The organism is Streptomyces sp. NPDC047974 (assembly GCF_040653375.1).
In the GTDB taxonomy this organism is placed as follows: Bacteria; Actinomycetota; Actinomycetes; order Streptomycetales; family Streptomycetaceae; genus Streptomyces.
The window spans coordinates 401,876-416,195 of the sequence record NZ_JBEZNU010000001.1 but is presented as its reverse complement, the minus strand read 5'-3'; the positions used below and the strand labels follow the sequence as shown (position 1 = coordinate 416,195).

Annotated in this window: 12 protein-coding genes and 1 pseudogene; 8 read left to right on the top strand and 5 right to left on the bottom strand. The window is 73.7% G+C overall.

Annotation, left to right across the window (positions count from 1 at the left end; genetic code table 11):
- Positions 1-44 precede the first annotated feature (44 nt).
- The gene (gene lanL / locus AB0E19_RS01805; protein WP_362171524.1) at positions 45-2,729 is read right to left on the bottom strand and encodes a class IV lanthionine synthetase LanL; all 2,685 of its coding nucleotides are present in this window, start codon (positions 2,727-2,729) and stop codon (positions 45-47) included.
- Between the two features lie 362 nt (positions 2,730-3,091).
- Between lanL and AB0E19_RS01800 the strand changes: the two genes are divergently transcribed.
- Complete coding sequence (locus AB0E19_RS01800; protein ID WP_362171521.1) at positions 3,092-3,682, top strand: dihydrofolate reductase family protein; 591 nt, start codon at positions 3,092-3,094, stop codon at positions 3,680-3,682.
- An 86-nt stretch (positions 3,683-3,768) separates the two neighbouring features.
- Here AB0E19_RS01800 and AB0E19_RS01795 read toward each other — a convergent pair whose 3' ends face one another.
- Positions 3,769-4,386 carry a LysE family translocator gene (locus AB0E19_RS01795; RefSeq protein WP_362171518.1) on the bottom strand — a complete coding sequence of 206 codons (618 nt, stop codon included), beginning with the start codon at positions 4,384-4,386 and terminating at the stop codon, positions 3,769-3,771.
- A 112-nt stretch (positions 4,387-4,498) separates the two neighbouring features.
- Between AB0E19_RS01795 and AB0E19_RS01790 the strand changes: the two genes are divergently transcribed.
- The 4 genes and pseudogenes from AB0E19_RS01790 to AB0E19_RS01775 form a co-directional block, all read left to right on the top strand.
- Positions 4,499-4,951 (top strand): Lrp/AsnC family transcriptional regulator, encoded by a 453-nt coding sequence (locus tag AB0E19_RS01790; protein ID WP_169092188.1) that lies wholly within the window; start codon positions 4,499-4,501, stop codon positions 4,949-4,951.
- Between the two features lie 87 nt (positions 4,952-5,038).
- The gene (locus tag AB0E19_RS01785; RefSeq protein WP_362171514.1) at positions 5,039-5,710 is read left to right on the top strand and encodes a HEAT repeat domain-containing protein; all 672 of its coding nucleotides are present in this window, start codon (positions 5,039-5,041) and stop codon (positions 5,708-5,710) included.
- A 3-nt stretch (positions 5,711-5,713) separates the two neighbouring features.
- Positions 5,714-6,718 (top strand): HEAT repeat domain-containing protein, encoded by a 1,005-nt coding sequence (locus tag AB0E19_RS01780; protein ID WP_362171511.1) that lies wholly within the window; start codon positions 5,714-5,716, stop codon positions 6,716-6,718.
- Between the two features lie 310 nt (positions 6,719-7,028).
- A pseudogene (locus AB0E19_RS01775) lies at positions 7,029-7,445 on the top strand (heme-binding protein); the annotation flags it as partial.
- A gap of 46 nt (positions 7,446-7,491) precedes the next feature.
- On the opposite strand, the gene AB0E19_RS01770 reads toward AB0E19_RS01775, so the two are convergent.
- From AB0E19_RS01770 to AB0E19_RS01760, 3 genes are all read right to left on the bottom strand, one after another.
- Complete coding sequence (locus AB0E19_RS01770) at positions 7,492-9,543, bottom strand: phosphocholine-specific phospholipase C (RefSeq protein WP_362171508.1); 2,052 nt, start codon at positions 9,541-9,543, stop codon at positions 7,492-7,494.
- Positions 9,544-9,748: 205 nt separating this feature from the next.
- Entirely contained in the window at positions 9,749-10,108 is a 360-nt protein-coding gene (locus AB0E19_RS01765) for a metalloregulator ArsR/SmtB family transcription factor (RefSeq protein ID WP_362171505.1), read from the bottom strand.
- A 154-nt stretch (positions 10,109-10,262) separates the two neighbouring features.
- On the bottom strand, positions 10,263-10,637 hold the full coding sequence (locus AB0E19_RS01760; protein WP_362171502.1) for a hypothetical protein: 375 nt from the start codon (positions 10,635-10,637) through the stop codon (positions 10,263-10,265).
- A 180-nt stretch (positions 10,638-10,817) separates the two neighbouring features.
- Between AB0E19_RS01760 and AB0E19_RS01755 the strand changes: the two genes are divergently transcribed.
- The 3 genes from AB0E19_RS01755 (at position 10,818) to AB0E19_RS01745 (ending at position 14,227) form a co-directional block, all read left to right on the top strand.
- Positions 10,818-11,486: a class I SAM-dependent methyltransferase gene (locus AB0E19_RS01755; RefSeq protein WP_362171499.1), complete on the top strand. Its 669-nt coding sequence runs from the start codon at positions 10,818-10,820 to the stop codon at positions 11,484-11,486.
- A gap of 94 nt (positions 11,487-11,580) precedes the next feature.
- On the top strand, positions 11,581-12,471 hold the full coding sequence (locus tag AB0E19_RS01750; protein ID WP_362171496.1) for a macro domain-containing protein: 891 nt from the start codon (positions 11,581-11,583) through the stop codon (positions 12,469-12,471).
- Positions 12,472-12,556: 85 nt separating this feature from the next.
- Positions 12,557-14,227 carry an ADP-ribosyltransferase domain-containing protein gene (locus AB0E19_RS01745; RefSeq protein ID WP_362171493.1) on the top strand — a complete coding sequence of 557 codons (1,671 nt, stop codon included), beginning with the start codon at positions 12,557-12,559 and terminating at the stop codon, positions 14,225-14,227.
- Positions 14,228-14,320: the final 93 nt, after the last annotated feature.

The window sequence follows — 14,320 nt, the reverse complement described above, 5'->3', positions numbered from 1 at the left end:
CTGCGCTGTTCCTCTGGGTGCGACGGCGGCGTGTCCGCCGTCGCTCAGACCGGCGGCTGGACCATCCAGTGCCGGGGCTCGGTGTGGCGCACCCGCAGGAGGAACGCCAGGATTCCGGCGGAGCCGTCGCTCCAGCCCGTCGAGACCTCCCCGTACTCGTTGGGGAAGACGACGTGGCCGCCGCGCACGGACCGTTCGGCGACGAGGAGGCGGGCCAGGTCGCCGGCCCGCGCCCGGTGGACCGGGTCGCCGGTGGCGTCGGCCAGGTCGAGGAGGAAGTCGCCGTTGCCCGCCAGGCCGTGGCACTGGGTGAGCGCGGCGCGCGAGGCCCGCTCGACGACCGCCCGGCCGGCGGCGCGGGCGAGGTCGCCGTACCGGTCGTCCCCGGTCGCCCGCCACAGCCGGACCAGGAACGAGCCGATGCCCGCCGAGCCGTGGCACCAGTACGGAGCCGTCGGCACGTCCCCCGTCTGGGCCGGCCACTGGGCCGCGCCGCCCACGTCCACCGCGTGCGCCACCAGGTGCTCGCCCGCCGCCACGGCCAGCTCCCGGTGGTCCGGGCGGCCGGTGACGGACGCGGCGGCGAGGAGGAAGCAGCCGATGCCCGACGAGCCGTGGGCGAAGCCGAGGTAGCGCTTGCCCGCCTCCTGGGCGACGGCCTCCGCCGGCACGGGCCAGCTCACCCCCGACCCCTCGTGCCGGGCCGCGTCGGCCAGCCGGTCGGCCGCCTCGCCGACCAGCGCGGCGAGACGCGGATCGCCGGTGCGCCGCCACAGATGCGCGCGCGCCATGCCGCTGCCGGCCGTGCCGTGGGTGATGTCGTGGCTGGGCGTCGGCCGCTGCGGGGCCACCGCCAGGGCCAGGGCGTGGTCGACGAGCGCCCGGTCCTCGACGGCCCGCCCGGCCTCGTACAACGCCCAGGCGGTGCCGCCGGTGCCGAAATGCAGGCCCGGACGGGCGGACCGCGGGTCGCTGCGGTCGGCGATCCAGCGCCCGGCGGCGGCGAGCGGTCCGGGCAGCCGGGGGTCGCCGGTCAGCTCGAAGTACCGCGTGAGCACCGCGAGGACACCGGCGGCGCCCTGCTGCACCGTGCACGGGTCGGTCTCCCCCGCGAGGGTCGAGACGGGCCACAGCCTCCGGTCGTCCTCGGGCGTCATCGTGTCGACGAGGTGCCGCACGATCCCGTCGACGGCGCTCCTGAGCACGTCGTCGGCCGGGGCCGGGGCGGACCCGGGCGAGGACGGCCGCGAAGGGCGCGCCGCCGGCCCGCCGGCCATCCGCCCGAGGGCCTCGCGGGCCCTGGCCGGGTCCCAGCGCGCGTCCGGATCGTCCCGCATCAGACCGAGGATCAACTCCCGCATCCCGTCCGGGAGTCGTACGGAGACGCGGCAGGCGTCCAGCCACTCCGCGAGCCGCTCCTCCGCCGGCCGGTCGTGCGGCTCCTCCGCCAGCAGGTTCGGCACCTTGCCGGCGAGGACGAAGCACACGGTCGCGCCGAGGCTGTAGTAGTCGGCCGTCGGGGAGACCGGCGCGTCGAGCAGGCGCTCGGGGGCGCTGAAGCCGGGCGTGCCCACCCGGGTCGGGAGCGCGGCGTCGTCCGCGAGGACGGCCAGCTCCAGGTCGATCAGGCGCAGGGCGCCGTCGGGGCGGACCATCACGTTGCCGGGCGTGAAGTCGCGCAGCACGCAGCCGCGTGCGTGGGCGGCGGCCACCAGGTCGACGAGCCGGGCGACCTGGGCCGTCGCCTCGGCCCCGTACCGCTCGCCGCCGGCGTCGCGGAAGCGCTCGGCCACCCAGGTCCGCAGCGGGACGCCCGGCACCTCCTCCTGCGCGAGGAACAGGTGCCCGGCGTGCTCGAACAGCGCCAGCGGCTCCGGCGCGAGCCCCGAGCCCCGCAGCTTCTCCAGCGTCCGGGCCTCGGCGCGCAGCCAGTCCCGGACGTCGCTGCCGGAGGCGTCGGCCTCCACGTGCGGGCGGGTCTCCTTGATGACGACGGCCAGGCCGGTGCGGACGTCGCTGCCGCGGTACACCCCGCCCTTGTTGGTGTGCCGGATCGCCTCCCGCACCGCGAACCGGTCGCCGACCACCACGGGGCTTGGCGCGGCGGGAGCCGGGGCGGGGGAGGGGACGTGGGCCGGGGCGGGGAAGGGGCTCACGGCCCACTCCGGGGGCGTGTACCGCCCGGTGCGCCGGTCCTCCACGGGATTGCCGTCGGGGTCCTCGAAGTACCAGACCAGCAGGCCGTCGTCCGAGAGCCGCCGCCGGCCGACGAAGGCGCCGTACCGGTAGTGGACCAGGCTGTCGGCGGCGTACTGCTGGTCGGAGAGGATCCGGGGGCCGGCGAGGCCGGCCGTCGCGCGGTGCAACTCCGCGGCGAGACGGGCCGCGTCGGCGTCCGAACGCGGGTACACCGTCAGGAACTTCCCGGAGCTGCCGCGCGGTGTGGCACGCGAGTTGAGCGCGCCGACCCGCTCCAGCGAGCGGGCGAACTTGAATCCCGACGCGTCCGGCAGCAGCACTTCCAGGGACTTCAGGAGGACGGTGGGCGCGGAGGCGGCCGTCGCCGACACGTGCAGCTTCCAGCCCTGCGGGCGCTGCTCCCCGTCGAGGGGCGTCACCCGGCACCACATGTCGTCGGACCCGGTCGCCCAGCGCTCGCCCGTGTCCGTGGCGAGCAGGGCCCGGTGGAGGAGGTCTTCGAGTAAGGCTTCGGTGGCGTGGCTCGTCATGCCCATCCCTCTCGACTGCGAGAACCGCTGGCGGGAACGTGCCCGGCGCACGTGTCGGACCCACATACCCGGGGCCGGATTCACCGGTTCCGCCGAGCGCGCGCCGACGTTGTCCCACCATGAGGTGCGACCGGCGCGGAAGGGCGCACACCGGCTCACCAGGGGGTTCCACACGATCCTGACCAGGCCTTCGGGGCCCGCGAGGCGGGTGCCGGACGCGTCGGGGAGGAGTCCGCGGGCATGCCCCGGGAAAATTTCCCGAGAAAGTGCCGCGCCGGATGTCGAGACCGCCTTCGCGGCTCCGACCCAAGGGCGACGGTGTCGCAGGGGCACCGGCGTACACGCGAGGATCGGTCGACATCATGGGCAAGCTCATCCACTTCGTGCACCAGTCCCTCGACGGTTACATCGAGGGCCCGAACGGGGAGTTCGACTGGCCGGAGATGGGACCCGAACTCTCCGCCCACTCGCGGGAACTGACCCCGGAGGGCACGGTCTTCCTCTACGGCCGCAAGGTGTGGGACCTGATGTCGGGCTTCTGGCCGCAGGCCGAGCGGTACTCGCAGGACCCGCACGACCTGGCCTTCGCGCCGGTCTGGCGCAAGGCGCCCAAGATCGTCGTCTCCCGCACCCTGGGCGAGGGCGCCCTGGGCGAGGGCTCTCCGGGCGAGGCCGGGTTCAACACCCGCGTCCTCTCCGAGAACGTGGCGGAGGAACTGACGGCCCTGAAGGAGGCCGGCCACGACCTGGTCCTCTTCGGAGGCTCCGACCTCGCCGCCCACCTCACCGGGCACGGCGTGATCGACGAGTACCACGTCGTCGTCCACCCGGTCCTCCTCGGCGGCGGCCGCCCCGCCTTCCACCCGGCCGAGGCCCGCACCCCGCTCACGCTCGCCGGGACGCGCACCTTCGACGCGCGCGCCGTCCTCCTCGTCCACACCCGCACAGCATGACGGAGGCGGGCGGCGGAGGGCGGAGGACGGGGACGGAGGACGGGGGGCGGAGGACGGGGGGCGGAGGGCGGTGAGGGGCGGGCCCGTCAGCCCGCCAGGTGCTCGGCCAGCAGCAGGGCGCCGATGGCGATCATCATGACGCCGGAGACGCGCGTCACCGCGCGCGCGGCGGTGGGCCGGCCGCGCAGCACCGTGCGGGCGAGGACGCCGACGCCGAGGTAGACGACGGCGCAGGCGGTCATGTGGAGGGAGCCGAGGAGACCGGTCTGCGCGGCCACCGGCCAGCCCGTCGCCGGGTCGATGAACTGGGGGAAGAGCGAGAAGTACAGCAGCAGCGCCTTCGGGTTGAGGCCGCTGATCCCCATGCCGCGCAGCGCGAGCTGTGCCCTCGACGCCCCCGCGGCCTCGTCGGAGACCGTCAGGACGGCCGGCTGCCGGAGCACGCCGATGCCCAGCCGGACGAGGTAGCAGGCGCCGGCGAGGGTCAGCGCGGTGAGGACGGCCGGTGAGCTCGCGACGAGGACGACCAGGCCCGCGACGGCGAGCAGGGTGTATCCGGCGTATCCGGCGACGAGCCCGGCGACGGCGGGGACGACCGACCGTCCGCGCAGTCCGGCCGAGATCGCGTACGCCCAGTCCGCGCCCGGCGTGAGGACCAGCAGCAGGTCCACGGCCAGGAAGGCCGCCAGTGTCGTCGTGTCCAATGGTCCGAGCCCTCTCACGTGCCGTATGACGTGAGGAAGGCTAGGCAAGAAGTGCCCGAAAGTATTCCCTTCTTTACCCCACTGAGGAGCCCATCGGGGGAGAATCTTCTCCATGGATGCCATGGACCGGAAGATTCTTGCGGAGCTGCAGCAGGACGGCCGTCTGACCGTCACCGAGCTCGCCGCCCGCGTGAGGCTCAGCGTCTCGCCCTGCCACCGCAGGCTGCGCGACCTCGAACGCGCCGGAGCGATCCGCGGCTACCGCGCCGTCGTGGATCCGGCCGCCGTCGGCCTGAACTTCGAGGCGCTCGTCTTCGCCACCCTCCGCTGGGAGGACCCCGACACCGTCACCGCCTTCGAGGAGGCCGTCGCGGCCGTCCCCCACGTCCTCCAGGCCCAGCGCCTCTTCGGCGAGCCCGACTACCTCCTGCGCGTCGCCACCGCCGACCTGCCCGCCTTCCAGGAGCTCTACGACCAGCGGCTCGCCCGCCTCCCCGGCGTCCAGCGCCTCACCTCCACCCTCGTCATGAAGCACGTCGTCGACGACCGCCCGCTGCCCCAGTGACCGTCCCCCGGGCCGGAGGGGGCCGGCGGCGCGCTTGACCTTGACACGGTGACAAGCCTTTGACTGCCGGGCGAGGAGGTGGTCCCGATGACCACGACGTATCAGGACCCTGACGTACGCCGCGCGCTCCGGGCGCTCGCGGACGACCGCCCGTCGGTGCGGCTCAAGGCCGCCCTGGCGGTCGGCACCACGCCCGACGCGCGCTTCGTCGACGCGCTCGTCGAGCGGTGCGCGGTCGAGCCCGAGTTCTTCGTGCGCGACATGCTGACCTGGGCCCTGACCCGGCACCCGGAGTCCCTGACGCTGCCCCGCGTGCTCGGCGAGCTCGGTGCGGAGCGGGCCCGGGCACGCAGCCAGGCCCTGCACACCCTGTCCAAGATCGGCGACCGTCGGGCCTGGCCGGCGATCACCCGTGAGCACCTCACCGACCCCGACGACGAGGTCGCCAGGGCCGCCTGGCGGACGGCCGTCCTGCTCGTCCCGGACGGCGAGGAGCCCGCCCTCGCCGCCGTGCTCGCCACCCAGCTGGGACGCGGCGGGCAGGAGACGCAGCTCAGCCTGAGCCGGGCCCTGATCGGACTCGGCGACGCGATCCTGCCGGTCCTGGACACCGCGGCGTCCGCCCCCGACCCGCAGGCACGCGCCCACGCCCTCGCCACCCGGCGGATCCTGCACGACCCCGACACCGGGTTCGGGTACGCGATCGAGGAGGCGAAGCGGGTCGTGGCGCTCGACGGGGCCCCGGGGGAGGGACACTAGGGCGTGTTGATCGGTGAGGTGGCGCGTCGCTCCGGCGTCAGCGCCCGCATGCTCAGGCACTACGAGAAGCTCGGCCTGGTGCGGCCCTCGGACCGCACCGGCTCCGGGTACCGGGAGTACCGCGACGAGGACATCCGGCGGATCTTCCACATCGAGAGCCTCCGCTCGCTGGGGCTGTCGCTGCGGGAGATCGGCCGCGCCCTCGACGACCCCGGCTTCACCCCCGGGCGCCTCGTCGGCGACCTCATCGAGCAGACCCGCGCCCGCATCGCGGCCGAGACCGAACTGCTCACCCGGCTGCGCCGCATCGACGCCACCGAACCCGCCGGCTGGGACGACGCCCTGCGGGTCGTGGCGCTGCTCCAGGCCCTCGGCTCGGCGAGCAAGGACACCCGCCAGCGCGCCGCGCTCGCCGCGGCCGAGGAGGTCCCCGTACCCGTGGAGGCGCTGGTGGAGGCCGCGCTCGGCGAGACGGAACCCAATGTGGCGGGCGCCCTCCGCTGGGCCCTCGCGCGCTCGGGCGACGGCGGCCCGGCCCTTCTGGCCCAGGGGCTCGACTCGCCGGAGGCCGCCGTACGCGAACGGGCCGTGCGCGCCCTCGCCGGGCTCCCCGGCGAGGGGACGACCGCCCTGCTCCGCGCCGCCCTCGCCCACTCCGACCCGGTGGTCGGAGGCCAGGCGGCCCTCGCGCTCGGCAACAGGGGCGACGCCGACGCGGTTCCCACGCTCGTCGCGATGGTCGTCGACGGCCGGAACGACACCGACGCGGCCGACGCGCTCGCCGCCCTGGCCACCGACGACACCACGGGCGACGCGCTCGCGGCCGGGCTCCTCGCCCGCCTCGCCGACGCCGCCACCGGGCCCGCCGCCAGGGGCCGGCTCACCCAGGCCCTCGCCGACATCCCCGGTCCCGCCGCCGGCCGCGCCCTCACCGGCCTCACGCACGACGAGGACCCCGCGGTCGCGCTGACCGCGACGTACCTGCTCCGCCTCCGCGACAGCCGCTGACCGACCGCGCCCCACCGCCCGGCGGGGCACTTCGGCCGTCCGGCCCAGCGGGGCGTGTCGGTGCCCGGCGCGCGGCCCCGGCGACGCTGCAATGCCGCTACGAAGGCGGCCCGCGCCCCGCCGGCCGCCGCGAACGAGCCGGGAGAGTCCGTGAAGAGATCCACGCCGGGTGTACGCGCCGCAGCCTGCGGCACCCTGATGGCGATCGGCCTGGGCCTCGGCCTGGCCGTCCCCGCGCAGGCGGCGGGCGACGCCCCCTGCCGGTCTGCGGCGTGCGTCGCGCCGACGACCGACGACCGGCGACGGCGTCGCGCCCCAGAACGTGGTCACCACCGCGCACCTGACGGAACGGGCCGCCGAGAAGGCCGCGCGCGCCGCGCTCGCGGCGGCGGCCGCCGCCGGGCAGCGGGTCAGCGTCGCCGTCCTCGACCGCAGCGGCAACGCGATCGTCGTGCTGCGCGGCGACGGCGCGGGCCCCCACACGTACGAGTCCGCGCAGCGCAAGGCGTACACCGCCGCGTCGTTCAACGCCCCGACGTCGGTGCTCGTCGGCCGCCTCGAACAGACCCCGACGCTCGCCGACATCCCGGGCACCCTGTTCCTCGCCGGCGGCCTGCCCATCCGGTACCAGGGCTCCCCGATCGCCGGCATCGGCGTCGCCGGCGCGCCCAGCGGACTCCTCGACGAGCAGTTCGCCCAGGCGGGCATCGACGCCCTCGGCCACTGACCACCGAGGGGGCGGCACACGGTGCGCGCGTGCCGCCCCGGGTGGGTCAGTACGTGAGGATGCCCGGGTCCGTCACGCCCTCCGCGCCCGTCTCCACGTGCCCGGCCAGGCGGCGGACGTAGTCGGTGTGGGCGGGCGAGGTGACCGTGACGTCGTACCACCGGCCGGAGTCGGCGAGCGGCACGGTGTGGGTGACGGTCGCGCCGCGGGCCACCGTCAGCGTCTGCGGGCCGCCCGCGTAGGCGTTGACGAGGGTCACGGTCGTGGTGGCACCGGCGTTGGTGAAGGTGAGGCGCAGGGAGCCGGCCGCGTCGTGACGGGCGGTGACCTCGGGGACGGCGGTCTTCCCCGGCGAGCGGAAGCGGCGCAGGAAGCCGTTGGGGCCGTGCACGGTGAGGTCGGTGGTGCCCTTGGAGTACTTGGTGTTCCAGGTGTCCGCGATCGACGTGCCCGCTTCGGTCGTGTACGTCCAGGGGGCGTCGGTGCGGTTCGCGGACGTCACGTAGAACTGGGCGCCGGCGGACGGGCCGCCGCTGAAGGCGAGCCGGAAGGTGCCCGCCGTGGTGTCGGCGGCGCCGTCCACGTACGGGGCGTACTTCAGCGGACGCGTCGGCTTCGCCCCGGGCTCCTGGCGCGGCATCGTGCCGACGGCCGGCGCGGTGGCGGGGAAGTCGGGGTGGCGGTCGCGGTCCGGCGGGTAGTAGCCGGCGGTGGACGGCAGCGCGACCGGCTGCGGCCGGCTGAGGCCGAAGTCGAAGGCCGAGGTCAGGTCGCCGCAGACGGCCCGCCGCCAGGGCGAGATCTGCGGCTCCTGGACGCCGAAGCGGCTCTCCATGAAGCGGATGACCGAGGTGTGGTCGAAGGTCTCGGAGCAGGTGTAGCCGCCGGTGGACCACGGGGAGACGACGATCATGGGGACGCGGGGGCCGAGGCCGTAGGGCCCGGCGACGTACCCCGTCTTCCCGGGGAAGTGGTCCAGCGCCGTCGGCGTGGTCGACAGGCCCTGCGCCGCCGAGGCCGGGACGTACGGCGGGACGACGTGGTCGAAGAAGCCGTCGTTCTCGTCGTACGTGATGAACAGCGCCGTACGCGCCCACACGTCCGGGTTCGAGGTCAGCGCGTCCAGGACCTGGGCTATGTACCAGGCGCCGTAGTTCGAGGGCCAGTTGGAGTGCTCGGAGAAGGCCTCGGGGGCGGCGATCCAGGAGACCTGCGGCAGCCGCCCGGCCTGGACGTCGGCGCGCAGCCGGTCGAAGTACCCCTCGCCCGCCTTGGCGTCGGTGCCCGTGCGGGCCTTGTCGTAGAGCGGGTTCCCGGGCTGGGCGTTGCGGTAGGTGTTGAAGTAGAGCAGCGAGTTGTCGCCGTAGTTGCCGCGGTACGCGTCGTTGATCCAGCCCCAGGAGCCGGCCGCGTTCAGGCCGTCGCCGATGTCCTGGTAGACCCGCCACGAGATCCCGGCCGCCTCCAGGCGCTCGGGGTACGTCTTCCAGCCGTATCCGGCCTCGGCGTTGTTGAGGACCGGGCCGCCGCCGGTGCCGTCGTTGCCGGTGTGACCCGACCACAGGTAGTAGCGGTTCGGGTCGGTCGAGCCGATGAACGAGCAGTGGTAGGCGTCGCAGATGGTGAACGCGTCGGCGAGCGCGTAGTGGAAGGGGATGTCGTCCCGGGTCAGGTGCGCCATCGTCGCCTTGGTCTTGGCCGGAATCCACTGGTCGTAACGCCCGTGGTTGAACGCCTTCTGGCCACCCGCCCAGTCGTGGTTGAGCCCCTGGAGGAACTCCATCCCGAGCTTCGCGCTCTCCGGGCGGAAGGGCAGCGTGACCTTGGAGCCGTCGGCCTGGTTCCACACCGACTTCCCGCTCGGCAGCGTCACGGGGCGCGGGTCGCCGAAGCCGCGGACGCCCTTCATCGCTCCGAAGTAATGATCGAAGGAACGATTCTCCTGCATGAGGACGACGATGTGCTCGACGTCCTGGATCGTGCCGGTGGACCCCTGCGCGGGGATCGCCGCGGCCCGGGCGATGGACTCGGAGAGCGCGCTGAACGCGACGGCACCACCTGCGAGCTGAAGGAACCTGCGACGATCGAGATCGGCCATGGGGGAAGCCTCCGGAGGACGAGCGGATACGGGAACCGGGCGCCGGCCGTGGACCGGCGCGGAGCGCCACAAGAAGAGCGCCCGAGAACCACCACCCCACGACCGTTCCGTGACTTCCCGCTGTACGCACGGAGAAATCCCCCGCTCCCAGGAAGCGCCGGAACCCGCCCCTGACATGCGAGGGCGGCGGGAGCGCCGTGTCCGGTCAGCCGCGCGGCGCGGGCGGGACCGTGGCGTCCTCGGCGTGGCGGAGTTCCGCGAGGAGCTCGCTCTGGCCGACGAGCAGCTCCGTGAGGATGCGGCGCGCGGCCTTGAGGAGGTCGGCGACGTCGCCGCCGGCGAGCGCGTAGCTGACGGTGGCGCCGTCGCGGACGGAGACCACGATCCCCGAGCGGCGCAGGACGGCCAGCTGCTGGCTGAGGTTGGACGGCTCGACGTCGATGTCCTTGAGCAGCTCGCGTACGGGAAGAGGGCCGTACTGGAGCAGTTCCAGGACGCGGATACGGACCGGATGTCCGAGCATGCGGAAGAACTCCGCCTTGGCCTGGTACAGCGGCACCTGCATACGACGACTCTCCCCGACGTTCCGACCTCTGGTGACGGCGCCCATCCTCCCGTGCCCCGGCTTCCGCCCGCCCTCGACTGCGTCACTTTCGGATGTGTCGACTTGAAGATTTCTTCAAGTAGTGGGCGTGCGGAGCCGGGTGTCAGGAGGACGGTTACAGCTCCAGGCCCGCCTCGATCCGCTTCAGCTGGTGCCGCGCCATGGCCAGGTTCGCGCGGCTCTTGTCCAGGACGATGTACAGGAACAGGCCGTTGTTGCCCCGCCCCTTGATCAGCCGGATGAGGTGGTACTGGGTGTCGAGGGTGATCAGGACGTCCTCGATGCCCTCCTCTATGCCCAGCATCTCCATCGCCCGCAGCTTCGCCCGGACGACGTCGGTGTTGCCGGCCGCCGCCACGCTCAGGTCGAGGTCCTTGCCCCCGCCCAGCGTGCCGAGCGCCATGCCGCTCGTGTAGTCGACCAGCGCGGCCCCCACGCTCCCCTCGATGGAGGTCATCGCCTCCTTCAGAGACGTCTCCACACTCACCATCAGTACGTGCTCCCTCGGTTCTCGACATGCCGGCCCGGCGGCAAGGCCCCCACGGCCGGGTGGTCCTCACGGACGGACTCCACTAGACACCAAAGGCGCCCGGAACGAGGGGCTTTCGCCGGAAGACGATGCCCCGGGCATAGGACATCGCGCCAATTCCGCGCGGTCTATCGTGGGCCGATGACCAACCACCCCATCGACCGCCCGGACGACCTCGACACCGTGCGCGACTCCTACGACCGCGTGGCGGACAACTACGTCGACATGGTGCTGAACACCGGCATCGGCGACATCCGCCGGGAACCCTGGCTCAAGGCCTCCGTCGACGCCTTCGCCGACACCGTGCGCGGACTCGGACCCGTCCTCGACGTCGGCTGCGGGCCCGGGACGGTGACCGCGTACCTCGCCGAGCGGGGGATCGACGTGTCCGGCGTGGACCTCTCGCCCCGGATGATCGAGCACGCGCGCCGGCTCCACCCGCAGTGCCGCTTCGACGTCGCCTCCGCCACCGAACTCGACCTCGCCGAGGCCTCCCTCGGCGGAGTGCTCGGCTGGTGGTCGCTCTTCAACCTCCCCCGCGAGATCCTCCCGCAGGTCCTCGCCCACTTCGCACAGGCCTTGAAGCCCGGCGGGCACTTCGTCACCGCCTTCCACGTCGGCGACGGGGACCTGCTGCGCACCGAGGCGTACTTCGGAGTGCCGGTCCGGTGGACGACCCACCGGTGGCAGCCGGAGCAGCTCGTCGCGCTGATCGAGGACGCCGGACTGCGGACGGTCGCCGAACTGCGGCTTCCCGCCGACGGGACGCGGGGCCCCGGCGTGGTCGTGACGGCCCGGCGGGACGCCTGACGGCGGGCTCGCCGAACGCCGTTGTCAGTAGGGCCCACTAGCTTCGGAGGTGTTGCGAGAGAGTCGCACGACACCGTTCCGACAGGGGGCTTCGATGACCGACGGCTGTGTGGACACCGCGCTCAGGGTGGTGCTGACGGATGTCAACGCGGGGGTGGTGCAGGCCTGGCGCGCCGCCTTCGCCGACGTTCCCGGCATCGAGATCCGGCGGGGTTCGATCCTCGACGAGGACGTGGACGCCTGGGTCACGCCGACGAACGCGGCGGGCAGGATGGACGGCGGCGTCGACGCGGCGATCAAGCGCCACCTGGGCGCCGGGATCCAGCTGAGGGTCCGTAAGGCGATCGCCGACCGCTTCGACGGCAGCATGCCGGTCGGCAGCGCGGTGTGCGTCCCCTCGGGGGCGACCGTGCCGCGCTTCGTCATCTCGACGCCGACCATGGTCGCCTCGTCGCAGAACGTGAGCGAGACGCTGAACGTCGCCATGGCCTGCGCGGCCGCCTTCCAGGCCGTCCACCGGCAGAACCGCAAGGCGCCCGGCAGCATCCGCTCGGTGGCGCTCGTCGGCATGGGAGCCCGCACCGGCCGCGTCCCCGCCCGGGTGTGCGCCAACCTGATGTGGACCGGCTACACCCTCTTCCACGACCACTGGTTCCAGGACGACGACGAGCTGCGCGCCACCATCACCGCCCAGCTCTCCGCCATCGGCCAGGCCTCGCCCACGACCCGGGTACGGATCGTGCCGCCGGGCGGGACACCGGAGGAGTACGCGGCCCCGGCCGAAGGCGGGGCCGCTGCCAAAGGAGCAGCGAGCAAAGGAGCCCCTGCCAAAGGAGGCGTCGGCAAAGGAGGCGTCGGCAAAGGGGGCGTCGCCAAAGGAGCCGTCGCCAAAGGGGGCATCGGGGACGGGGGCGTCGCCGAAGGAGCAGTCCCCGGCGGGCTCGTCGCAGGCGCACACGCCGCAGGGCACCCCTTGCACCGCTGACGGCGCCCAGCCGGCCGCCGCCACCGCGTCGCACACCCCCGCCACCGCCCACCCCGCGAGCACGACCACCGGGAGCTCCGCCGCCATGAGCGACACCACCACCGCCACGCCCTCGCCGCAGCCCGACCCCAACGACCCGCTCGCCCTCGCCGAGCTGTTCACCGGCGGCGGCGAGCCCTGGCTGCCCGTCCTCAAGCCGGTCATCGAGGCCCGTGCGGAAGCCGACCGGTTCATCGGCCCCGGCCGCAGCCCGCAGGTGGTGCCCGTCCGCGAGCTCACCTTCCAGGCGCTCAAGCCGCACCCGGCGCACAAATGGAAGGTCGTCGTCTTCGGCCAGAACCCCTACCCGAGGCCGGAGAGCGCCACCGGCATCGCCATGTTCGACAACACCTTCAACGACTGGAAGGACAGCCAGTTCGGACGGGTCGTCAGCATCCGCTGCCTCATCAAGGCGGCGGCCATGTGGAAGTACGGCATCGTCAAGAAGACCCCCATCAAGGACATCCGCGCCCTGCTGAAGGAGCGCGAGACCGTCCAGCCACCCGAGTGGTTCCAGGCGATGCTCACCCAGGGCGTCCTCCTCCTGAACGCCTCGCTGACCGCCAGCGCCGACGGCGCCCTGGCCACCGACCGGCACACCTCGTTCTGGCGACCCGTCGCCGAGCGGATCGTCGAGGAGATCCTCCGCGCCAAGCAGGAGGCGGAGGACCCGGAGGACCGGGGCGTCGTCTTCGCCTGGTGGGGCGCCCACGCCCGCAGCCTCAAGAAGACCGTGCAGAGCCTGGAGAAGAACTACCCCGGCGTCGAGGTCCGCCACATCGACCACGCCAACCCGGCCGCGCAGGGCGACCTCTTCTGCGACGGCGACCACCTCGCCACCGTGAACGACGCCCTGATGTCCCTCGGCGCCGACCCCGTCGACTGGCTGCCGAGCAAGGGCTGGGACCGGCCCCCCGCCGGCGCCGCCGGCGGCACGGGCTCCACGACGCCGGGCACCGGTACCGGCGGCGGCCCGGAGAACGACGTCGCCGCCCGCATGGGCGCCTTCATCACCTCGACGATGGAGCTCCACCAGCTGTACCTGGAGCGGCTCACCAGCGTCCGTGACGAGGGGCACGTCCTGCCCCCGCTCACCGGCGTGTTCGACACCCCGCTGATGCCGTTCGAGGACGCCGTCGCGCCGGTCACCCGGGTGCTGCGCGGCCTCGCCGGACACATCGACCGCTCCCGCGACTTCGGCAAGCGGCGGGCCGACGAGCAGGCCGGCGCGGGGCTCTCCGCCGACGCGATCGCCGCGCTCTACCTCTACACCTGCGAGTCCGGCTTCTACCGGAACATCAACGCCGTCCTCCGCTCCCCGGACCGCCACCGCGTCGTGCCGTACCTGCCCTACCTGCGGCTGCTCTACTCGGCGGTGGAGTCGCTCCCCGCCCGCACCGAACCCCTGTGGCGCGGTGTCGCCCTCGACCTGCGGGCCCAGTACCCGCTGGGGGAGACGGTCACCTGGTGGGGCGTCTCCTCCTGCACCTCCGAGCTGGGCGTCGCCCGCTCGTTCCTCGGCAGCCGGGGCAAGCGGACTCTGTTCGAGGTGACGCCGGCCCGCGCCGTCGGCATCCGCAGCTTCTCCGCCTTCACCGGCGAGGAGGAGTACATCCTGGCCCCCGGCACCCAGCTGGAGGTCACCGACGTCAAGGCGGAGCGCGGCGGACTGTGCACCGTGAAGCTCAGGGAGGTGGAGACCCGCCTCGTCTCCTGACCGGGCAGGGGCCGTGCCGGGCAACGGCCGTCCCGCGGCGGCGGTCGGCTCGCCCGGCCGGTGGGCGCGAGGGTGACCTGCTGGAGGTCCACC